This is a genomic window from Cellulomonas sp. S1-8, assembly GCF_026184235.1.
GTDB lineage: Bacteria > Actinomycetota > Actinomycetes > Actinomycetales > Cellulomonadaceae > Cellulomonas.
The window spans coordinates 4448086-4469711 of the sequence record NZ_CP110806.1 but is presented as its reverse complement, the minus strand read 5'-3'; the positions used below and the strand labels follow the sequence as shown (position 1 = coordinate 4469711).

The following is a 21626-nucleotide window of genomic DNA, read 5'->3' as shown; positions in this document are numbered from 1 at the left end:
ACAACACGGCGTGAACCGGCGGGTCGTCGCAGACGTCGAGGGACGGTCGAGGGAGCGTCGTGAGGGCGTGCCGATCGTGTGAAGGGTCGACCCGGACCGGACGACCCGGGCACGGTTCCGACAGGACAACACAGGCGGTTCGTCCATACTGAGGCCCGGCAGCGCCCCTCCCGCGCACCCGTCGTCCGGGTCGTGGGTGGCGCGGGCCGTCACGTCGTCGGCACGAGAGGGTCACCCGTTGGCAGGCAGCAACCGCCGCGCAGCTCCTTCGCGCGCCCGGCGCGCCACGCGTCGGCCCACGTCCACGTCTGCGTCCGCCACCCAGGGCCGCGGGTTCTGGAACTACCCCCGCCGGGAGTACACCGGCCTGCACCGGTGGCTGCCGTCGTGGCGCGTGGTGCTGGGGTCGATGATCGGCGGGGTCTTCCTCGTGCTCGGCGCCGGCGTCGCGGCCTTCGCGCTCGTCCAGCCGCCGTCGGCGCTCGCCGAGGTCCGCTTCCAGACGACGACCGTGTACTTCGCGGGCGAGACTCCCGGGACGCCGGGCGCGGTGATGGGGCAGTTCGCCGAGCAGAAGCGCGAGCTCGTCGAGTACTCGACGCTGCCGGAGCACATCGGCCAGGCGGTCGCGGCCGGTGAGGACAAGACGTTCTTCACCAACAGCGGCGTGTCGATCACGGGCATGGGGCGCGCGTTCCTCAACAACATCCAGGGCAAGCCGACGCAGGGCGGGTCGACGCTGACCCAGCAGTACGTCGAGCGGTACTACCAGAACACGACGACGGACTACTGGGGGAAGGCGAAGGAGGCGATCCTCGCCGTCAAGATCTCCCAGAGCGAGTCCAAGGCGCAGATCATGGGGCGCTACCTCAACACCATCTACTTCGGCCGCGACTCCTACGGGATCCAGGCCGCTGCGCAGTCGTACTTCGCGAAGAACGCCGTCGACCTCACAGTCTCCGAGGCCGCGCTGCTCGCCGGGGTGATCCCGTCGCCCAACAACTGGGACCCCGCGAACAACCCGGCCAAGTCGGAGCAGCGCTGGGGCCTGGTGCTCGACTCGATGGTCGACTCCGGCTGGCTCACCGCCGAGGAGCGCGCGGCGCAGGTCTTCCCGCCGACCGTGCCGTACGCGCGCGGCGAGACCTTCCGCGGGCCCAACGGGTACCTGCTGAAGATGGTCGAGGACGAGCTGATCGCCACCGACCTCTTCCGCGAGGACGAGCTCAACACCCGCGGCCTGAAGGTCATCACCACGATCGACCAGGGCATCCAGCAGATGGCGTTCGAGTCGGCCGAGGGACTGAAGGCGGGTGCCCTGTCGGACGGTGAGGTGCCCAACCCGCGGCTGCGCGTCTCCGTCGTGTCCGTGGACCCCGCGACGGGCGGCATCGTCGCCCTGTACGGCGGCACCGACTACCTCACCGACTCCAAGAACACCGCGACGTTCGACGCGATCCAGGCGGGGTCGACGTTCAAGCCGTTCACCCTCGTGGCCGGCCTCCAGGCGGGGGTCAGCCTCAACACGACGTTCGACGGCGCGTCCCCGCAGCGGTTCCCCGAGTGGGAGGGCGGCACCAAGGACGTCCGCAACTTCGGCAACGACAGCGAGGGCACGATCGACCTGGTGCGGGCCACCGCGAACTCGGTGAACACCGTGTACGCGGCCCTGAACATCCAGGTCGGGCCCGAGAACACCGCCCGCGTCGCGACCGAGGCGGGCATCCGGACCCCGCTGACGACCGAGGTCTCGAACGTCCTGGGGTCCGACGCCGTGCACCCCCTCGACATGGCCGGCGCCTACGCGACGTTCGCCGCGCAGGGCACGCAGCGCACGCCGCACATCCTGCAGGTCGTCCAGCACAGCACCGGCGAGGTCGCCTGGACCCCCGACACCGGGGGCACCCAGCCGTTCCCCGCCGACGTCATGGCCGACGCGACGTTCGCGATGACGCAGGTCGTCGAGCAGGGCTCGGGACGCGCGCAGATCAAGCCGCTCGGACGGCCGATCGCCGGCAAGACCGGCACGTCGTCCGAGAACAAGTCGGCATGGTTCGTGGGGTACGTGCCGCAGCTCGCGACCGCGGTCTCACTGTCCCAGCAGGGGCAGGACGGCAAGTCCCTGGACTCGATCCAGGCGTGGGGCAGCTACGGGGAGATCACCGGCTCGTCGTACCCGGCCGTGCTCTGGGCCGACTACATGGGCAAGGTCTTCGACCACCCGCGGTACACCGAGGTCCAGCAGTTCCCGGCACGCGCCAACGTCGGCGGTCGGCCCACCCCCACCGCGAGCGAGACCCCGACCGAGGAGCCGACGCCCGAGCAGCCGCCGGCGCCTACCGAGGTGCTGGTCCCGAGCGGGCTCGTGAGCCGTACCGAGGCGGACGCGACGGGGGCCCTGCAGGCCGCCGGCCTGATCCCCAACGTCGTCTCGGAGCGGTCCACGTCCGTCCCCTCGGGCCGGGTCATCCGGGTCGAGCCGGGCGAGGGCGCGACGGTCACGACCGGCGCGACCGTCACGCTCGTGGTCTCGAGCGGGCCACCGCCGGCGCCCACGGCGGCACCCCCGCCGAGCCCCAGCCCGTCGCCGTCGCCCACGGCTCCGCCCGTGCAACCGCCGGACGCCGGCGGGGAGGGCGAGGGCGGGGCGGACGGCGGCTGATCGGCCCGGACGTCGATTCGGCTACCGGCGCGACAGCCGGTAGCATGGGCGACCGCCGTCCTTCACGGGACGGTTCGTCGTGCCCACCTCCCTGACACTCGTCGGGGACGGGTGCGTCGAGACGCTTGAAGACCCTCCTGTCACGGACCGACCGTGACCGCGAAGACCAGAGGAGGTGGGTATGAGCCTGCGTCAGTACGAGATCATGATCATCCTCGACCCCGAGATCGAGGAGCGCACCGTCGCCCCGTCGCTCGACAAGTACCTGACGGTCGTCAAGACCGAGGGTGGCACCGTCGACAAGGTGGACGTCTGGGGCCGTCGTCGCCTTGCGTACGACATCCAGAAGAAGCCCGAGGGCATCTACGCCGTCGTCGACTTCACCGCGTCGCCCGCCACGGCCAAGGAGCTGGACCGTCAGCTCGGCCTCAACGAGGTCGTCCTGCGCACCAAGGTCCTGCGCCGCGGCGTCTGACCTTCGTGTCGGTGCCCGCCGCTAGCGTCGGGCTCCAGCATCCGCGGCGTCACGCCGCAGCCGATCCGTACGAACGAGCGAGGAGGCCGTCATGGCCGGCGAGACCACCATCACGGTGATCGGGAACCTGACCGGGGACCCGGAGCTGCGCTTCACCCCGTCCGGTGCCGCGGTCGCGAACTTCACGGTCGCGTCCACGCCCCGCACGTTCGACCGCCAGTCCAACGAGTGGAAGGACGGCGAGACGCTGTTCCTCCGCTGCTCGATCTGGCGGGAGGCGGCCGAGTCCGTCGCCGAGTCCCTCACCAAGGGCACCCGCGTCATCGTGCAGGGCCGCCTCGCGCAGCGCTCGTACGAGACCCGCGAGGGCGAGAAGCGCACCGTGTACGAGCTGCAGGTCGACGAGGTCGGCCCGTCGCTGCGGTACGCGACAGCGAAGGTCACCCGGACCCAGCGGTCCGGTGGCGGCAGCTTCGGTGGCGGCGGTGGCGGTGGCGGCGGCAACAACGGCGGCGGCGGCGGTTTCAGCGGCGGCAGCTCGTCCGGTGGCGGTGGCGGCCAGACCGACGACCCGTGGGCCACGCCCACGGGTGGTGGGTCCGGCGGCGGCTACTCCGACGAGCCTCCGTTCTGATCGGCGCCTCGCACCCCTGAACAACGCATCCCCGAGCACGGCAACGCTCGGGGCTCCACATCCGAAGGAGCACCGCGATGGCCAAGCCCGTCGTCCGCAAGCCCAAGAAGAAGCAGAACCCCCTCAAGGCCGCCAAGATCGACACGGTGGACTACAAGGACACGGCTCTGCTCCGCAAGTTCATCTCCGACCGCGGGAAGATCCGTGCGCGTCGCGTGACCGGTGTCTCCGTGCAGGAGCAGCGCCAGATCGCCCGTGCCGTCAAGAACGCGCGCGAGATGGCACTCCTGCCGTACTCGTCGTCGGCTCGCTGAGAAAGGACTGACCCATGGCGAAGATCATCCTGACCCACGAGGTCACCGGTCTCGGTGCCCCTGGAGACATCGTCGAGGTGAAGGACGGGTACGCCCGTAACTACCTCGTCCCGCGCAGCCTGGCCACGCCGTGGACCAAGGGTGCCGAGAAGAACGTCTCCGCGATCCGTCGCGCACGCAAGACGCGCGAGATCGCCACGCTCGACGACGCGAAGGCCGTGCGGGACTCCCTGCAGGCCAACCCCGTCACGGTCTCGGCCAAGGCCGGCGAGTCCGGCCGGCTGTTCGGCGCCGTCACCACGGCCGAGATCGCCGCGGCGATCAAGGCCGCCGGTGCCCCGGCCGTCGACAAGCGCAAGATCGAGGTCGCCCAGGCGATCAAGTCGACCGGTGACTACACGGTGCACGTCCGTCTGCACCCCGAGGTCTCGGCCGCGGTGACCGTCAAGGTCGTCGCGATCTGACCTGACTCGCGCACGCGCGAGCTCGACGAAGCCCCGTACCGGTCGCCCGGTGCGGGGCTTCGTCACGTCCGGCCCCAGGTGGTCACCTCCGTCCCCGGGCGGAGCGGAAGATCGGTCTCGGGTCGGTGGGGAAGTCGGGTCCTGGCGTCGTAGCGTGGCGGCAGGCAACACGTCACCAGGAGGAGCACGGATGAGCGAGCAGCCGCAGCCGGACGAGACCGAGGACGACGGCACCCGGAAGAAGCCGGAGCAGGCCGGGGCGTTCGTCGCCATCGGCGCGGCGTTCTTCGTCATCGGGCTCGCGCAGATGGGCAACAACGGCTCGGGGAGCGGCACCGCGTTCTTCGTCCTGGGGATCGTGTTCATGGCGATGTCCGCGAGCTGGGCGACGTCGTCCGGGGGCAAGCAGCGCGCGGGGCGTGGGGCGGACGGCTCGTCGGGGACCGCGGGTGGCGGTGGTGGGGACGGACGGCACGGCTCGGACGGCGACGGCGCGGACTCGTCGGGAGGCGCCTCGGGTGGCGGCGGGGACGGCGGTGGCGGGGGTGGCGGCGACTGATGTCGCTCGAGTGGCGCGACCTGGGGTCGGCCAGGTCGTGGCCGGGTCGTGGGCCCGGAGGTCGCGGGTCAGACGACGGGCGGGTGGGTGTGGCGGTCGCGACGGATACGGGCGCGCGCCTCAGCCGCCGACGACCATCCACGTCGTGCCGCGCGCCCGCAGGCCCGTCGTGAGGGCGCGTGCGGCCATGAAGACGACGGCGAACGCGATCCACAGCCACGCGAGCCCCGCCGCACCCGGCGGCGCCCACGCGCGGACGGCCAGCGCCGCGGGGACGTAGGCGACGAGGGTCGCGACGCCCGCCCAGGCGAGGAACGGCCCGTCGCCGGCGCCGATGAGGACGCCGTCGAGGACGAACACCCAGCCGGCCATGGGCAGCGCCACGGCGGCGACGACGAGGCCGACGACGGCGGCGCGCTGCACGTCGGCGTCGGGGGAGAAGATGCGCACGTACAGCGGGGCGCCCGCGCCGAGGACGACGCCCAGGACGGCCCCCGCGCCGACCCCCCACTGCAGGGTGCGGCGCAGGACGGCGCGGGTGCGGGCGACGTCGCGGGAGCCCAGGGCGTGGCCGACGAGGGCCTGCGCGGCGATGGCGAGGGCGTCGAGTGCGAACGCGGCCAGCGCCCAGACGGCGTTGACGACCTGGTGCCCGGCGAGGGCCGTCGGGCCGAGGCCGGTCGCGATGGCGACCGTCAGGAGGATGGCCAGGCGCAGCGTCGCGGTGCGGACGAGCAGCGGCGTGCCGGCGCGCGCGTTGGCCCAGATGCCGCCGGCGGCCGGGGTGAGTCGTGCGCCCGCACGTCGGGCGCCGCGGACGACCACGACGACGAGCCACGCGGCCATGCCGAGCTGCGCGAGGGCCGTCCCGAGGCCGGAGCCCGCGATGCCCATCCCGAGGCCGTAGATGAGGACGGCGTTGAGGACCGCGTTGGCGACCGCACCGCACGCGGCGACGACGAGGGGCGTGCGGGTGTCCTGCAGGCCGCGCAGCGCGCCGGTGGCCGCCAGGACGAGCAGCATGCCGGGCAGGCCCGGCACGGACCAGCGCAGGTAGGTCACGGCCTGCTGCGCGACCGCGCCGTCGGCGCCGAGCGTCGCGACGAGCCAGGGTGCGGCTGCCCACGTCGCGAGCGCGAGGAGGGCACCCAGGCCGAGGCCGAGCCACATGCCGTCGACGCCGGTCTGCATCGCGCCGCGGGTGTCGCCGGCGCCGAGCCGCCGCGCGACGGCCGCGGTGGTCGCGTAGGCGAGGAAGACGCACAGACCGATCACGGTCACCAGGACGGTGGAGGCCAGGGCGAGCCCGGCGAGGGAGTCGGTGCCGAGGTGGCCGACCATCGCGGAGTCGACGAGGACGAACAGGGGCTCGGCGACGAGGGCGCCGAGGGCGGGGACCGCGAGGGCGAGGATCTGGCGATCCACACCCGGTGGGTGGGGCCTGTGGACAGCGGGGGGTGCGTCGTCGTCGACCGGGCCGGATTCGGGGTGGTCTGTCCGTCCCCCGGGTGGCCCAGCGGGGGGTGGAGGGTCGGGGGGAACCGGGCCGGGGGCGTCCGGGGGGCGGCTCAGATGTCCACCTGGTGAACTCCGGGCGAATCTTCCTTGTTCCACAGCACGTGCACAGCGTATGCGCCGGTGGGAGCGCGTGTATGGCGCTCTCACCCGGGTTGTCCACAGGCCTATCCCCAACCTGTGCACACAGGGCCAGAGGGCTTGTCCACAGGTCGTCCACCGGGTCGTGCACACACCCGTTTGGGTCCCGGGGGTTCCGGGCCTAGCCTCGCGAGGGCAGGTCCCCGGGGGTGTCGTCGTCCGGCAGGGGAGCGCTGGAGGGCGGCTGTCAGAGGGTCCCGGTAGAACACGTGTTCAACGGGTGGGGACAAGCAGGAGTGGGTGACAGGTGACCATCGAGGACCTCGAGTACGGCGCGCCGCCGGACAGCGGGCGCAGCAGCGGCAGCGGTTTCGACCGCACCCCGCCGCAGGACCTCGAGGCCGAGCGGTCCGTGCTCGGCGGCATGATGATCAGCAAGGACGCCATCGCCGACGTCATCGAGCAGATCAAGGGCACCGATTTCTACCGCCCCGCGCACGAGGTCATCTACGACGCGGTCCTCGACCTGTACGGGCGCGGCGAGCCCGCCGACGCCATCACCGTCTCCGACGAGCTGACCAAGCGCGGCGAGATCACCCGCATCGGCGGCCCGTCGTACCTGCACACGCTCATCGCGGGTGTGCCGACCGCCGCCAACGCGGGCTTCTACGCGCGGATCGTGCGCGAGCGCTCGATCCTGCGCAAGCTCGTCGAGGCGGGCACGCGCATCGTGCAGCTCGGCTACGCGACCGACGGCGGCGACGTCGACGAGCTGGTCAACAACGCGCAGGCCGAGGTGTACGCGGTCACCGAGCGTCGAGCGTCTGAGGACTACCTGCCGCTGTCCGAGGTCATCGGCGGGACCGTCGACGAGATCGAGCGCGCCGGCCACCGCGGGGAGGGCATGATCGGCGTGCCGACGGGCTTCGCTGATCTCGACCGGCTGACGAACGGGCTCCACCCGGGGCAGATGATCGTGCTGGCGGCGCGTCCGGCTATCGGCAAGGCGCTCGCGCTCGACACCCCGCTGCCCACGCCCACGGGGTGGACGACGATGGGCGAGGTGCGGGCCGGGGACCGGCTGATCGCCGCGGACGGCACCATCACGCGCGTCGTCCGTACCACCGACGTCATGGTCGACCGCCCCTGCTACCGCGTGACCTTCGACGACGGCTCGACGGTCGTCGCGGACGCGCAGCACCAGTGGGTGACGCGGACGCGGGCGGAGCGTCGGGTGGGCGCCGACTTTGGGGTCAGGACGACCGAGCAGCTGGCTGCGACGGTGCGGTGCGCGACATCGGACGGGCGGGCCAACCACGCTGTCGCGACGGCCGCGCCGCTGTCGCTGCCCGAGCGGGACCTGCTGGTCGACCCGTACCTGCTGGGGGTGTGGCTGGGCGACGGGCACTCCTCGTCGGCGCGGTTCACGAGCGCGGACCCTGAGATCGCGATGCGGATCGAGGGGCGGGGGTACGAGCCGTCGCAGGCGAAGGCCGGGTTCGAGGCGATCGGTGTCCTGGTTCGCCGGCACATCCCGGTCGACTACCTGCGGGGGAGCGAAGCGCAGCGTCGTGACCTGCTCGCAGGCCTGCTCGACACCAGCGGGACGGTGAACCCGACCGGGTCGGTGCAGTTCGCCGTCACGGACGAGCGACTGGCACGCGACGTCCGCGAGCTGGTGCACTCGCTCGGATACCGGACGGGGTGGTCCGTCAAGCAGGTGCGGGGGCGCTCGGCCGCGTCGTCGACGTGCTTCACGATCACGTTCACGACGGACGACGACGTGTTCGCGCTCGAGCGCAAGAAGCTCGTGCACAAGGAGCGGCGCCGTCCGTCCACGCAGCGACTGCACCAGCGCTTCGTCGTGTCGGTCGAGCCGGTGGCGTCGGTCCCGGTGCGTTGCGTCGAGATCGACCACGCCTCGCACCTGTACCTCGCGGGCCCGTCGATGATCCCCACACACAACTCCACGCTCGGCATCGACATCGTGCGGTCGTCGGCCATCAAGCACAACATGGCGGCCGTCGTCTTCTCGCTCGAGATGAGCCGCAACGAGATCACGATGCGTCTGCTGTCCGCCGAGGCGCGCGTGCACCTGCAGAAGCTGCGCACGGGTGCCATGGCCGAGGACGACTGGGCGAAGATCGCCGCGACCATGGGCCGCATCAGCGAGGCCCCGCTGTTCATCGACGACTCGCCCAACATGTCGCTCATGGAGATCCGCGCCAAGTGCCGGCGCCTCAAGCAGCGCCACGACCTCAAGCTGGTCGTCATCGACTACCTGCAGCTCATGACGTCCGGCAAGCGCGTCGAGTCCCGCCAGCAGGAGGTATCGGAGTTCTCGCGAGCCCTCAAGCTGCTCGCGAAGGAGATCGAGGTCCCCGTGATCGCGATCTCGCAGCTGAACCGTGGTCCCGAGCAGCGCACGGACAAGAAGCCGCAGATGAGCGACCTTCGCGAATCGGGCAGCATCGAGCAAGATGCGGACATGGTTATTCTTTTGCATCGTGAAGATGCCTATGAGAAGGAATCGCCCCGTGCGGGCGAGGCTGACCTGATCGTGGCGAAGCACCGTAACGGCCCGACGGACACCATCACCGTCGCGTTCCAGGGGCACTACTCGCGGTTCGTGGACATGCAGATGTGACTTCGGTAGTTTGATGTCGAGATGTCGGATAGTTGTCGAGACGCAAGATAGTTTGAAAACACGGCCGGGATACTTTAAGTACAGCCAGTCCGACAGCTGCAGCTCGCCGCTCATCCGCGCCAGGATCGTGCCGAGGGGCAGTCGTGGCCCCTGCCCGGGACCACTGACCACCCGCATCTCGACGTCGTCGCCGTCGTCCTCGTGTTGCTCGTCCTCCCGCGGCCCCTGTTGTGGCTGGCTTGTCAGTGCTCGGATTTAGCATGCGGAGCATGACGCGGTATATCGACGAGGATCTGCACGGTGCGGAGTTCCGCGAGTGCGATCTGACCGGGGCACGCCTGATCGGCGTCGTCATGCAGGATGCCGTGATCGACGGGCTCATCACCAACCTCGTGGTGAACGGAGTCGAGGTCACCGAGTACGTCGAGGCAGAGCTCGACCGGCGTCATCCGGTGCGGGTGCTGATCCGCTCCGAGGACCCTGCCGATCTGCGCGAGGCATCGCGTCAGCTCCATGCCGGCTGGGCCGCCACGATCGAGCGAATCCGCCGTACGCCCGGCATCGAGCGCCGCAGCGTGAACGACGAGTGGTCGGCGGTGCAGACGATGCGCCACCTGGTCTTCGTCCATGACTCGTGGTTCCGCCGCTGCTGCCTGGGCTCGGCGGAGCCGTTCACGCCGATGGGCATCGGGCCGACCGTCGAGCCCTACCGTGGAGCGCACGGGCTTGACCTCTCGGTCGATCCGGCCCTCGACGAGATCGTGAGCGTGCGTGACGCACAGGCAGCCGAGCTCGAGGCCTGGCTCGACGAGGTCACCGCTGTGCAGCTCGCAGCGCGAGCGCCGGTGCCCGACGACGATGCCTGGCCGCCGTATGCCCGGGGCCGCTCGGTGCGGCAGTGCCTCGGCACGGTGCTCAACGAGACCTTCGAGCACCACCGCTTCTGCGTCCGCGACCTCGACCTGATCGAGGCACAGGACGCTCGGTAGGGCCGGCTACGGACTGAGCTTCTTGCGGATGCGGGCATCGCTGACCGTCTGGGCGGTGCCGAGCCGTTGGGCCCGGGGCCGTCAGTCCGAGGGGTCGTACTGCAGGACGACGAGGAGCGTGCCGGACCGCGGGACGGCGAGGGTGCACACGTCCCACACCCACACCCGCGGGGACCGGTGGCACGCCTCGCGCTCGGTGAGGTCCAGGCGCGAGGCGAGCTCGGTAGGTGACTCCCCGGCGGCTCCGCGCAGCGTCAGCTCGACCCAGCAGCCGCCCGAGGCGCACACCTCCTCGGTGGACACGACGTTCACGTCGTCGGGTAGAGACGGGCCCTCCCCGAGGGACGGCACCGAGCTTTCGAAGACCTCCGCGGCGAGCGAGCCGAGCACCGACGTCGCGAGGCCCAGCCACAGGACGAGACCTGCGGCGACCACGGTGATGAGTGTGATGCGCGGCAGCGCGCGCCGGAGCGAGCGAGTGCCGCCGACCGCCGCAGGCCCGCCGGTCATGGTCGATCCTTCCGGGGCGCTCATGCGTCGTCACGGTAGGACGTCGACCGTCACCGGGCACGGCCGTCTCACGCGGTCGGCGCCCGACCCCCGCCTTCCGTCCGGGCGTCGATGCGCGCGCGCCGCACGCCCCGTGGACGGCATACTGACGCCCCGGCCCGGGCGGGCCGAAGGTCATCGGTTACCTGGTTCCGCGGGTCGAGGGTTCGAGTCCCTCCGGCGTCTCGACGTCGTAGCTCAGTGGTCAGAGCAGCGGACTGCGCACCGTCCCGTCAGGGGCCGTCGCTCTCCGGAGGCCACACCACGCCCGCCCGGGCCCTCGTGCACGCGGCTCGCTGACCCCGCCCGGGTGACACCGGAGAAAAGCGCTACCAGCCGCCCTGTGTAGACCCCTACAGTCCTCGACGACAACAGCACACGGGGAGAATCGGGTGGGCCGGAGACTGTCGGTTACCACTCCTCATGGCCAGGTCGCGGGTTCGAGTCCCGCCGTCACCTCGGTGACGTAGCTCAGATGGCAGAGCAGGACTCCGGCGTCATCACACGCCCACCCGAGCCTCCCCGGAGCGGGCCGGAGCGTCTTCGGTTACCTGGTGATGGCAGTGCGGGTTCGACTCCCGACCCCTCGGGGTACTGCCCGGCGGCACCAGCCGCCGTACCGGAGACGCGACCACACGCCCGCTCCACCCCTGTCGGAGCGGTGGCGGGCCGGAGCGGATCGGTTCTCCTCTCACTCAGGACGCCCTCGGAGGAGGGCAGCCCGGTTCGCCGGGTCCACCCGGTGCGCGCACCACGCCCGCCACCGCCACGACGACCGACCGAGAGGAACGACCGATGGACGTGCTGCGCACGCTCGGACTGCGGCGCACGCCGCAGAGCGAGCGCGCCGACACCCGCCAGGAGCTGAACGCCGCCGGTGGCTACGCGTTCGCGCTCGACGACGTCGCCCGGCTGCGGCGCTTCCTGACCCTCGGCGTGGACGGCGGCACGTACTACGCCGCGCCGCGCGAGCTGGCCCGGGAGAACGCCGAGGTCGTCGGGCGGATGGCCCACGAGGACCCCGAGACGCTGGTCAGGACCATCGTCGACGTGTCCGTCCGTGGCGCCGCCCCGCGCCAGAACCCCGCGCTGTTCGCCCTGGCGTACGCCGCGTCGGTGCCGGAGTCGGCACAGCTCGCGCTCGCGGCGCTGCCGGCCGTGGCCCGGACCGGGACGCACCTGTTCCTGTTCGCGGGCTACGTCGAGCAGTTCCGCGGCTGGGGTCGGGGCCTGCGGCGCGCCGTCGGCGGCTGGTACACGTCCAAGGACGCCGACGCCCTCGCGTACCAGGCGGTCAAGTACCGCCAGCGTGAGGGCTGGTCGCACCGCGACCTGCTGCGTCTGGCCCACCCGACGACGGCCTCGCCGGAGCTGCGGGCGACGTTCGACTGGATCGTCCGGGGCTCGGTCGGCGACGCGACGCCGACGCTCGTCGAGGGTTTCGTGGCGGCGCAGGCCGCCACGGAGACCGCGGTGTGGGTCGACCTCGTCCGGCGGCACCGGCTGTCGTGGGAGATGCTCCCCGACGCGGCGCTGGGCGAGGTGGCCGTCTGGGACGCGCTGCTCGACGTCGGCGTGCCGCAGACGGCCCTGATGCGCCAGCTGCCCCGGCTCACGCGGCTTGGCATGCTCCCGGACCTCGGGGGCCGGACTGACGAGGTCGTCGCGCAGCTGGTCGACCCCGGCCGGCTGCGGTCGGCGCGCGTCCACCCGGTCAGCGTGCTCGTGGCGCAGCGGACGTACGCCTCCGGGCGGTCGGCCCGCGGCGCCGGCGAGTGGTCGCCGAGCCGGAAGGTGACCGATGCCCTTGATGCCGCGTTCTACGCGGCGTTCGGGGCCGTCGAGCCCTCCGGGAAGCGCACGCTGCTCGCGGTCGACGTCTCGGGGTCGATGGGCGTGCCGATCTCGGGCATGCCGATCACGGCCCGCGAGGCGTCCGCCGCGCTGGCCCTGGTGCAGCTCGCGACGGAGCCGTCGGCCTCCGCCGTCGGGTTCACCACGCGGCAGGGCGGCAGCGGCTGGCACGACAGCGCACTGCAGTCGCTCGCGATCTCGCCGCGGCAGCGGCTCGACGACGCCCTGCGCGTCGTCGACGCGATGCCGATGGCCGGGACCGACTGCTCGCTGCCGATGGTGTGGGCGACCGAGCAGGGCGCCGAGGTCGACACGTTCGTGGTCTACACGGACAACGAGACCTGGGCGGGCAAGGTGCACCCGCACCAGGCCCTCGCCGAGTACCGGCGGCGCTCGGGGATCGACGCGCGGCTCGTGGTCGTCGGCATGACGGCGACGGGCTTCTCGATCGCCGACCCGTCGGACGCGGGGATGCTCGACGTCGTCGGCTTCGACGGCGCGGTGCCCTCGCTCATCACGGAGTTCGCGCGTGGCCTCTAGGGCCTCGCACGGGCCCGACGCGCCGGCCGGGGGCGGCACCGACCACGGGGCCGCCCCACGGTCGGCGCCCCCACGGTCGGCGCCCGCGCCTTCGGACACACCCCTGCGGCCGTCCCGTCGGGGCGCCTCGGATCCTCGGGCCGCCCGGGCGCGCGAGCTCCATCGCAAGGCTGCCGAGGCGGACGAGGTGGCCGCGCGGTACCGCCTGGAGCGCGACCGCCTCATCCTCCAGCTCCGCGGCGAGGACGCCGCGCGGTGGAGCTACTCCGAGATCGCGGAGGTGCTGGGCTGCAGCCGGGAGCTGGTCGCCCTCGTCACGCGTCGGTCCCGCTGACGCCCGTCCTCGCTGCTGGCCCACGCCGACGATCGTGGCGGGACAGCAGCCCGCACCTCCGCCGAGCCGGGCACCCACTGAGCAGACTGCACACATTGACTGGTGACCGGTCGAGACCGGTGACCGGTCAAAGTGCGACGCCCAGCCCCGGTCAATCTGTCCTGCATCTCGACAGCAAGAGACTTTGAGAATCGGGCGAGATCCCGCCTACTTTGAAAATCCGCGACAGGTTTATTAGGTACGGCGCGCGAACTAATCGGCAGCCCGCGGCATGCTGTCTGTACGGGGGACGGGCAGCGGACGTGGCGTCGGGACCGTCGGCCATGACGGGCCACCCTGGCTCGACGAGGAGCCCGGAGAGCCGGACCGGTCGCGCACCTGGCTCGAAGGTCGTCAGCCGGCATCTCCTCGGACGATGTCGCCGAGCTCTCTCAGCGTATCGATGCGGTACCGCGCCCCCGAGAAGTCACTGTCACGTGTGAAGCGGTTGTCCACGACTGCGCAGTCGATGCCGGCCGCCACCGCGGACCTCAACCCACGGGCCGAGTCCTCCACGACCAGGGTGTCCGATCGTGCGGCGCCGAAGCGCCGCAGTCCGGCAAGGTACGGCTCCGGGTCGGGCTTGGCGCGCTGGTAGTCCTCACGGACGAGGACGAAGTCCATGAACGCGCGGATCTGCCGTCTCTCGTGGATGAGGTCGAAGTCCGCGCGCTTGGAAGTCGTCACGACGGCCAGACGCGCATGCCGCGACAGCTCGGCGAGCACGTCGACAACTCCGTCGATCTCGATGGGCTGCGTGCGCAGGTACTCCTGGTAGTAGCCGTCGCGCGCGACGCGGAGTCGGTCGATGGTCGGCTCGTCGACACCCGCCGCCCTGGCCTGGGCCCACGTTCCCAGCCCCCGGGTCATGTCGCTCAGGTACTGCGCCTTGTCCAGGACCACCCCGACGTCGGCCAAGGCTCGCTCGCCCGCCGTCCAGTACCAGTGCTCGGTGTCGACGAGGACGCCGTCGTGGTCGAAGAGGATGTAGCTCTTCACGGCGAACGCATGAGCATCACCGGGACGGCGAGTCCTGCGTCGTCGCCGAGGTCCTGGGTCAGCGGGATCCAGTCGAGGCCGACCATCCTCGGGCAGTCGCACTCGAGGTCGTGATCGGTGCCGAGCACCGGCTCGCTCGCGGGGTCGACCTCCACCCGGAAGACAGTCGTCCACCCTGAGGGGTACGGGAACTCGAACACGGCACGGACCGACGTGCAGGTCAGGTCGGTCTCCTCGAGGACCTCACGTTTCACCGCCACGGTCAGATCCTCACCGTCGTGAACCCCGCCCCCCGGCAGGGTCCAGTACTCCGGGCCGTCGTGTCGCCCCTGCGGCCCTCGCCCACGTTCCCGGACCATCAGCACCGACCCGTCGCGGACGATGATCGCCGCCACCCGCTTCCGCCCGTCCACGTCCTCATCGTTGCCGAAAGTGGCCGCCGGAGTCACCCGGATACCTGCCGGATCGCGATCGTCAGCAGCGAGCGACCGTGCGGCGGCCGTTCGTACTTGGACCGAGCTCTGCGCTGAGCGCTCCACGGTTCAAGGTAGCCCGCACGTCAGCGGTCAATGTGCGCCGCATCTCGACAGTTGATGTCGAGATGTCGAAATGCAAGATTGATTTGACCGAGGCAGGAATGAGCCGCCCGTGCTGCTCCTCCCGGATGCACCAAGAGGCCACGAACGCGCCGAGCGCGTCGTGACCTCTTGGTGCGTTCCGGCGTGATGACGGGAGCGGGTGGTACGAGCCCCTACCGCCGGCGGGACGTCCCCCCACGCCCCCGCCAGCCGCCGTTCACCGGCGACGCGCCGCCAAGTCCTCCCAGGTGCAGCGCGAGGAAGAACAGACCGACGAACATCAGCGTCTGTGGGGTCAGAGCGTCCCCGACGTTCGCCTCGACGAGGTCGAGGAGCAGGGCGAGGGCGAAGATCGCGGCAGCGACGAGCGCGAGCATGAGAACTCCAAGGGGGAGGGGTCCGGCGGCCTGCCGGAGGATCCGACGTTTCGGGTGAATCGGGAGCAACCGGATCATGGCGCACGGCCACGACGCCCGCGACCGGAGACGGGCTCCGAGGGCGCGAGGGACTCAGGCGGGTCGCTCGACGGCAGCCCCCGGGCGCGGCCTCCACGTCGAGTACCCGGAGCCTGACCGCCGTGCGAGAAGTTGGAACGCGCGTGTAACACACATCACAGTACGGTCGATCGCATGGCCACTCCCGCGACCGAGGACCTCACGGGGCGCAGCGAGCTCAAGCGCTCGATCACCGCCCGGCAGCTGTACTTCTACGTGGTCGGCGACGTCCTCGGCTCGGGCATCTACGTGCTCGTCGGCCTGGTCGCCGCGGCCGTCGGCGGCGCCTTCTGGATGGCCTTCCTGGCCGGCGTCGCGATCGCCGCCGTCACCGGCCTCGCGTACGCCGAGCTGGTGACCAAGTACCCGAAGGCGGCCGGCGCTTCGCTCTACGTGCACAAGGCCTTCCGCAAGCCCTTGCTGACGTTCTTCATCACGATCTGCATGCTCTCGGCCAACATGGCCGCGGTCGGGTCGCTGGCCTCGGGGTTCGTGCGCTACTTCAGCGACCTCGTCGGGCTGTCGGAGGAGTCGATCTGGATAGGCACCGGCGTCGCGCTGCTCTTCGTGGCGCTCATCACGGTCATCAACCTGATCGGGATCACCGAGTCCGTGGTGGCGAACGTCGTCATGACGTTCATCGAGCTCAGCGGCCTGGTCGTCGTCGTGGCGATCGGCGTGATCGCGCTGGTGAACGGCGTCAACGACCCGGGCGTGCTGCTGGAGTTCAGCGCGGAGGGCTCGCCCGTCCTGGCGGTGCTCGCGGGCGTCTCGCTGGCCTTCTTCGCCATGACCGGCTTCGAGAACGCCGCCAACGTCGCCGAGGAGACCGTCGACCCCTCGCGCGCCTTCCCGCGGGCGCTGATCGGCGGGATGCTGACCGCGGGCGTGGTCTACGTGCTCGTCTCCGTCTCGGCGGCCCTCGCGGTCCCGATCGAGACGCTCGCCGGCGAGACCCTGCTCGAGGTCATCCGCGCCGACCTCTTCTTCGTCCCGGCCGCGATCATGCTGGTCGTCTTCGGGCTGGTCGCCATGATCGCGATCAGCAACACCGCCCTGGTCACCGTCGTCGCGCAGTCCCGGATCCTGTACGGGATGGCTCGCGAGGACGTCGTGCCCTCGGTCTTCGCCAAGATCCACCCGACGCGCCGCAGCCCGTACGTCGCGCTGCTCTTCGGCGCCGCCGTCGTCGGTGCCCTGCTAGTGATCGGGGCGGCGATCCGCGCGAGCCAGGCCGGGCTGCCCGTGGACGACCGGCTCGACGTCGTCGACCGCCTCGCGACGATCACCGTGGTGTTCCTGCTCTTCATCTACGCGCTCGTGATCGTCGCCTGCCTGAAGCTGCGGGGCAACGACGAGACGGCGGACACCTACCGGGCGAGCACGCCGCTGCTGTTCGCCGGCATCGTCGGCAACGTCGCCGTGCTGGTGTACACGCTGATCGACGACCCGGCGGCGCTCCTGTGGGTGGGCGGCCTGCTGGCCGTCGGCCTCGTGCTCTACCTGCTCGAGAAGTTCCGCGGCACGACGCCCCGACGCCCACCGGAAGCCGAGCCCGACGACGTCGCTGCTCCCGGACCATCCGCTGCGCACAAGGAGCCCTGACCATGCACGTCATCGTCGCCACCGACGGCTCGCGGGCTTCGCTGGTCGCGGCCCGGCAGTTCAAGTGGATCGCCGACTCCCGCGAGATCACCGACCTGACGGTCGTCGCCGTGGTCAGCCCCTACGCGGCCGTCCCCTTCGCCAACGAGCTGGGCGCCGAGCAGCCGACCGAGCTCGCCGGGCTCAGCTTCACGCAGGAGGCCCGCACCGCCGTCGACATCGTCGCCGCGGAGTTCGACGGGTGGGGGCCCACCGTCCACAAGGAGATCCGCAGCGGCTCGCCCGCGCAGGAGATCATCCGGGCAGCGGAGGACGTCGACGCCGACCTGATCTCCCTGGCCTCGGGCAGCCGGGGACTGACCAGGACGATCCTGCTCGGCAGCACCGCCTCGCGCGTGCAGCACTCCGCGCCCTGCCCGGTGCTGGTCTGCCGCCCGACCTCGAACAGCGAGCGCGGCGCCGGCTGAGCTGTCGTGTACCTCGCCCGCCGGGTCAGAGCAGGGCGTGCGCGTGGAAGAGCCGGTCCAGGATCTCGCGGATCGCCGGGGCCTTCAGCTCGTTGTAGTCCGCCGTCCGACCACCCCCTGCCATGCGCAGGCGGTCAGCGGCCGAGCGCTTGGCAGCTGCGTAGGCCTCACGATCCTCCGGGTGCTCCCGCAGCCAGTCGCGCAGGAGCACGTGGCGGACGGCCTCGGGGCTGTCCGGGCTCCACACGTGCAGGTTGGCCTGCGGGGTGTCCGAGACGAGGAGGCGGTGCTCGTGCCAGCCGCGCTCGCGCAGGACGAGCGTGAAGCCTGCGGTTTCCAGCGCCGGCACGTAGCTCGGCTCGTCGGTCGAGTCGGCGACGGTCAGGTCGAGGTCGACGATCGACTTCGCCGCCAGGCCGGGGACCGACGTGGACCCGACGTGCTCGAGCGCGAGCACCGCGTCGCCGAGCGCCTCCCGGACGAGGTCGGCGAGCGCCTCGTACGCGGCGGGCCAGCGGGTGTCGTACTCGACGATGACGACGTCGGCCGGCGGGGACGGCACGAGCCACTCGGCGCCGTCGGGGTCGTCAGGGTGATGGCGGACGATCTCCTCGGCGCTGACCACCGTCCGAGGCTAGCGGCCCGCGAAACCCGGTGGTCGACCCCAGCGCTGGCCTCACTGGAACGAGGACATGGCGCTGGTCGACGGCGCCGCGACCGATCCGTTCGAGCGCGGCACCCACCGGTGAGGCTGATCCTCGACACGAACATCCTGATCGACGGGCTGGTGCCGACCACCACGGGCGATGAAGCCGCGATCAGCATGGCGACGCTGGCCGAGCTGCGCTTCGGGGTCCTGATCGCGCGCACACCCGAGAGCAGGGCGGCGCGCGGATGCGGGTCCTGTCGAGTGCCGAGAGCGCGCTGGCCGCCCTGCCGATCGACGACACGGTCGCGTCGTCCTACGCCCTGCTGGCGACGAAGGCGATCGCGGCCGGGCGGCAGCCGCGTGCCCGGGCGTTCGACCTGCTGATCGCGGCGACGGCCCACGCTCACGGCGCCGTGCTGGTCACGAGGAACGTCGGTGACTTCACGGGCCTCGACGACGTCCTCGAGGTCCGCGCGCCGTAGCAGAGGGTCGAGCCACCGCCGTGCGCCTGAGGCCCCGGACCCCCCTCGGGCAGTCGATCTGCCCCGCATCTCGACATCGGCGCGGGGCCGGCCGCACCCGACAGGGTCAGACGGTCGCCAGCGGCGACCAGACCTCGTTGGGGCTGTTGGTGCAGGCGCCCCAGGTGAGCGTGGCCGTGCGGAAGTCCTCGATGCAGCCGATGCCCCAGTCGAGCTGGTGGATACGGCCGTCGCTGGTCTGTCCCCAACGCACCAGCAGGCCGCTGTCACAGGCCGTGACGAAGATTCCGGAGGAGCTCCCGGTGGCCAGGCACCGGCCGTCCGGGGTGCGAATGGTCTGGTCCGCCGCCGAGTAGACCCAGCGCTGCGTGGCCGAGCCGTTGCACTTGGTGGTGAACGCCGCCACCGGCCGCTCGGGGTGCTCCCGACGGTCGACGCACAGTCCGGTGTCCTTGTTGCGAAGCTGGCTGCCGGACGCGGCGGCCTGTGCCGGCTGCGCCGCGCCGAACAGGCTCAGGGCCAGCAGGGCGGATGCCGCCAGGGTCGAGATGATCTTCCGCACCATCGTCGGGCTCCTTCTCACGAGGGAGATCGGACGGTCGCGCCGACACCTGATGACGTCGGCGGTGACGTCGATCCGTAGAGATAGTGGAACTTTGCACTACCTACTGTGCTCGTCGAGTTACAGAATCCTCTGAGAATCCGGCGCGGACACGAGGTGGACGCCCCGGCCGCGGACCCCCGTGCCATGTGCGCTCGCCGGAACGGCGTGGATAGTCTGACCACCCGATCCGTTCCTGTGGGCGAGGGTGCGCCGTCCGGGCTGCTCGCGCCTCGCCGAGGGGGACCTGATGGCCGGCGAACGTACCTACCCGATGCTGCCGTGCGCGGACCTGGACGAGGCGCTCGTGTTCTACCGTGCGCTCGGGTTCAGGGTCACCTTCGAGCAGCGCCGCCCCAACCCCTGCGCGGTCGTGGAGCTGGACGACATCGCGATCCACCTGTTCACCATCGACGGATTCGACCCGGCCGCCTCGTACGGCAGCACCGTCATCACCGTCGCCGAGCCCGGTGAACGGCACGACGCGTTCAAGGCCGGGCTGCGGGAGCGGTACGGCAAGGTGCCGATCAAGGGCATCCCGCGCCTCCTGCCGCCGCGCCGCAAGGCCGGCACGGCGACCGGCTTCTCGGTCGTGGACGTCGGCGGCAACTGGCTCCGCTTCTACCGCGCGGGTGCGTCCGAGGACGACCCGACGGAGCGCCGGCACGGCCTCGGCCGGGTGATCGACGTCGCCGCACGGCAGGGTGACGCGCGCGGTGACGAGGTCCAGGCGATCGCTGTGCTCGACGCGGGGCTCATCCGGTTCGCCGACGCCCCGCCGGTCGAGGTGTTCGAGGCGCGGCTCTACCGCGCTGAGCTCAGCGTCCGCAGCGGAGCGGACGCGACCCCCGACCTCGACGCGGCGCGCGCGCTGCTCGACGAGCACGACCTCGGCGACCAGGCGGAGCGGACCCTCGCGGCCGCGGTCGACGCGGCGCGTTCCTAGCGTGCCGCCACGGACGCCCGAGACTCCCGGTCGCCTCGGCCAGGCGACGTTCCTGACGAGAGGCTGACATGACCAACCGCAACCCCGCAGTGGACGCGTTTCTCGATGAGCTCGACCACCCGCTCGCTGACGACGTGCGCTCCCTGCGGCTGGCGATCCTGTCGCTGCCCGTCGGGGTGGCGGAGCAGGTCAAGTGGAACGCGCCGAGCTTCACCTACGGTGGCGTGGACCGTGTGACGTTCAACCTGCGCCCGACGGACCGGGTCCAGCTGATCCTGCACCGGGGCGTGAAGGTACGGCAGGACGCCGAGACGTTCACGTTCGCCGCCGACGACCTCGTCGAGTGGATCACCGCGGACCGCGGGACGGTCACCGTGGCGCCGGCAGACCTCGCGGCCCGTCGCCCGGCCCTGCTCGACCTGGTCGGCCGGTGGGTGCTCGCATGACGACGTCGACGGTCGGGTCTATCGGGGCGACGCTGCCGACGTAGAGCTGAGCGCCTGCTGATCACTGCGATCACGTCCGCTCAGTGAGCGGCACACCCCGGCGTCCACGTGCCGACGGCGTCGAGCGACGCCTCGATGAGGTCGGGCGTCACGTCGGCCACCTCGAACGTGGCGCGGTAGAACGCCGGGCCGAGCAGGATCGCGGCGGCCGACGCCGGGTCGACGCGGAGCGTGACCTCGCCGTCGGCCGCGGCCTGCGTGAGGGCCGCCGCGATGCGGCCCTCGACGGCGTCGGCGAACGCCTGCCGCCGGGCGTCGAGGCCCGCGTCCCAGATCGCGCCGTTGGCGAGGGTCGTCGCCACGGCGCGGACCTCCACGAGCCGGAGCTGCGCGGCGATCGCCTCGAGGTTGCGCTTCAGCCATGCGCGGACCGGTGTCGTCGGCTCGTCGAAGAACGGGAACGGGACCTGGGACATCGCCTCGGACAGCAGATCGTGCGCCTGGGGCCAGTGCCGGTAGACCGTGGCGCGGCCGACACCGGCGCGGTCGGCGACCTGGACGTGCGTCACGGCGGCCGGCCCGTGCTCGACGAGGAGGCCCCGGGCTGCGTCGAGGATGGCCTCGCGGCTGCGTACGGACCGCGGGTCGGTTGACGCCACCGGCACCACCCCATCTGTGAGACGGATTGACTCAGAACCCGCCA

At 71.4% G+C, this 21626-nt stretch carries 23 protein-coding genes; 15 read left to right on the top strand and 8 right to left on the bottom strand.

Going from position 1 to position 21626, the window contains the following annotated elements:
* Positions 1-238 precede the first annotated feature (238 nt).
* The 6 genes from OKX07_RS20215 (at position 239) to OKX07_RS20190 (ending at position 5108) form a co-directional block, all read left to right on the top strand.
* Positions 239-2662 carry a penicillin-binding protein gene (locus OKX07_RS20215; RefSeq protein ID WP_265629793.1) on the top strand — a complete coding sequence of 808 codons (2424 nt, stop codon included), beginning with the start codon at positions 239-241 and terminating at the stop codon, positions 2660-2662.
* Between the two features lie 181 nt (positions 2663-2843).
* Positions 2844-3137: a 30S ribosomal protein S6 gene (gene rpsF / locus OKX07_RS20210; protein WP_265629792.1), complete on the top strand. Its 294-nt coding sequence runs from the start codon at positions 2844-2846 to the stop codon at positions 3135-3137.
* Between the two features lie 91 nt (positions 3138-3228).
* Complete coding sequence (locus tag OKX07_RS20205; protein WP_265629791.1) at positions 3229-3771, top strand: single-stranded DNA-binding protein; 543 nt, start codon at positions 3229-3231, stop codon at positions 3769-3771.
* A gap of 77 nt (positions 3772-3848) precedes the next feature.
* Complete coding sequence (rpsR, locus tag OKX07_RS20200) at positions 3849-4085, top strand: 30S ribosomal protein S18 (protein WP_062101988.1); 237 nt, start codon at positions 3849-3851, stop codon at positions 4083-4085.
* A 14-nt stretch (positions 4086-4099) separates the two neighbouring features.
* Entirely contained in the window at positions 4100-4549 is a 450-nt protein-coding gene (rplI, locus tag OKX07_RS20195; protein WP_265629790.1) for a 50S ribosomal protein L9, read from the top strand.
* A gap of 190 nt (positions 4550-4739) precedes the next feature.
* Positions 4740-5108, top strand: a complete 369-nt coding sequence (locus tag OKX07_RS20190; protein ID WP_265629789.1) for a hypothetical protein — start codon at positions 4740-4742, stop codon at positions 5106-5108.
* Positions 5109-5228: 120 nt separating this feature from the next.
* On the opposite strand, the gene OKX07_RS20185 is transcribed toward OKX07_RS20190, so the two are convergent.
* Positions 5229-6533, bottom strand: a complete 1305-nt coding sequence (locus OKX07_RS20185) for an MATE family efflux transporter (RefSeq protein ID WP_265629788.1) — start codon at positions 6531-6533, stop codon at positions 5229-5231.
* A gap of 478 nt (positions 6534-7011) precedes the next feature.
* On the opposite strand from OKX07_RS20185, the gene dnaB reads away from it, so the two are divergent.
* Both dnaB and OKX07_RS20175 read left to right on the top strand, forming a co-directional pair.
* Positions 7012-9351, top strand: coding sequence for a replicative DNA helicase (dnaB, locus tag OKX07_RS20180; RefSeq protein ID WP_265629787.1), 2340 nt, complete (start codon positions 7012-7014; stop codon positions 9349-9351).
* A gap of 269 nt (positions 9352-9620) precedes the next feature.
* Complete coding sequence (locus OKX07_RS20175; protein WP_265629786.1) at positions 9621-10340, top strand: DinB family protein; 720 nt, start codon at positions 9621-9623, stop codon at positions 10338-10340.
* Positions 10341-10421: 81 nt separating this feature from the next.
* Here the strand turns inward: OKX07_RS20175 and OKX07_RS20170 are convergent, their stop codons facing one another.
* Positions 10422-10874, bottom strand: coding sequence for a hypothetical protein (locus OKX07_RS20170; protein WP_265629785.1), 453 nt, complete (start codon positions 10872-10874; stop codon positions 10422-10424).
* Positions 10875-11684: 810 nt separating this feature from the next.
* Between OKX07_RS20170 and OKX07_RS20165 the strand changes: the two genes are divergently transcribed.
* Both OKX07_RS20165 and OKX07_RS20160 read left to right on the top strand, forming a co-directional pair.
* Positions 11685-13283 (top strand): TROVE domain-containing protein, encoded by a 1599-nt coding sequence (locus OKX07_RS20165; protein ID WP_265629784.1) that lies wholly within the window; start codon positions 11685-11687, stop codon positions 13281-13283.
* 187 nt (positions 13284-13470) lie between these two features.
* Positions 13471-13617, top strand: a complete 147-nt coding sequence (locus OKX07_RS20160; protein WP_265629783.1) for a hypothetical protein — start codon at positions 13471-13473, stop codon at positions 13615-13617.
* A gap of 393 nt (positions 13618-14010) precedes the next feature.
* Here OKX07_RS20160 and OKX07_RS20155 read toward each other — a convergent pair whose 3' ends face one another.
* The 3 genes from OKX07_RS20155 to OKX07_RS20145 form a co-directional block, all read right to left on the bottom strand.
* Complete coding sequence (locus OKX07_RS20155; protein ID WP_265629782.1) at positions 14011-14655, bottom strand: HAD family hydrolase; 645 nt, start codon at positions 14653-14655, stop codon at positions 14011-14013.
* The gene (locus OKX07_RS20150) at positions 14652-15194 is read right to left on the bottom strand and encodes an NUDIX domain-containing protein (protein ID WP_265629781.1); all 543 of its coding nucleotides are present in this window, start codon (positions 15192-15194) and stop codon (positions 14652-14654) included. The genes OKX07_RS20155 and OKX07_RS20150 overlap by 4 nt, the downstream gene beginning before the upstream one ends.
* Before the next feature lie 212 nt (positions 15195-15406).
* A complete protein-coding gene (locus OKX07_RS20145; RefSeq protein WP_265629780.1) occupies positions 15407-15610 on the bottom strand; it encodes a hypothetical protein in 204 nt (67 codons plus the stop codon).
* A 252-nt stretch (positions 15611-15862) separates the two neighbouring features.
* On the opposite strand from OKX07_RS20145, the gene OKX07_RS20140 reads away from it, so the two are divergent.
* Both OKX07_RS20140 and OKX07_RS20135 read left to right on the top strand, forming a co-directional pair.
* Entirely contained in the window at positions 15863-17332 is a 1470-nt protein-coding gene (locus OKX07_RS20140; protein ID WP_265629779.1) for an APC family permease, read from the top strand.
* A gap of 2 nt (positions 17333-17334) precedes the next feature.
* A complete protein-coding gene (locus OKX07_RS20135; RefSeq protein WP_265629778.1) occupies positions 17335-17799 on the top strand; it encodes a universal stress protein in 465 nt (154 codons plus the stop codon).
* A 25-nt stretch (positions 17800-17824) separates the two neighbouring features.
* Here OKX07_RS20135 and OKX07_RS20130 read toward each other — a convergent pair whose 3' ends face one another.
* Positions 17825-18424, bottom strand: a complete 600-nt coding sequence (locus OKX07_RS20130; protein ID WP_265629777.1) for a GrpB family protein — start codon at positions 18422-18424, stop codon at positions 17825-17827.
* Between the two features lie 269 nt (positions 18425-18693).
* Between OKX07_RS20130 and OKX07_RS20125 the strand changes: the two genes are divergently transcribed.
* Positions 18694-18930: a PIN domain-containing protein gene (locus OKX07_RS20125; protein ID WP_265629776.1), complete on the top strand. Its 237-nt coding sequence runs from the start codon at positions 18694-18696 to the stop codon at positions 18928-18930.
* A gap of 106 nt (positions 18931-19036) precedes the next feature.
* Here OKX07_RS20125 and OKX07_RS20120 read toward each other — a convergent pair whose 3' ends face one another.
* Positions 19037-19495 carry a ricin-type beta-trefoil lectin domain protein gene (locus tag OKX07_RS20120; RefSeq protein ID WP_265629775.1) on the bottom strand — a complete coding sequence of 153 codons (459 nt, stop codon included), beginning with the start codon at positions 19493-19495 and terminating at the stop codon, positions 19037-19039.
* Between the two features lie 286 nt (positions 19496-19781).
* Between OKX07_RS20120 and OKX07_RS20115 the strand changes: the two genes are divergently transcribed.
* The gene (locus OKX07_RS20115) at positions 19782-20477 is read left to right on the top strand and encodes a hypothetical protein (protein WP_265629774.1); all 696 of its coding nucleotides are present in this window, start codon (positions 19782-19784) and stop codon (positions 20475-20477) included.
* 68 nt (positions 20478-20545) lie between these two features.
* Positions 20546-20923, top strand: coding sequence for a hypothetical protein (locus OKX07_RS20110; protein ID WP_265629773.1), 378 nt, complete (start codon positions 20546-20548; stop codon positions 20921-20923).
* Positions 20924-21003: 80 nt separating this feature from the next.
* Here the strand turns inward: OKX07_RS20110 and OKX07_RS20105 are convergent, their stop codons facing one another.
* Complete coding sequence (locus OKX07_RS20105) at positions 21004-21582, bottom strand: TetR/AcrR family transcriptional regulator (RefSeq protein WP_265629772.1); 579 nt, start codon at positions 21580-21582, stop codon at positions 21004-21006.
* Positions 21583-21626: the final 44 nt, after the last annotated feature.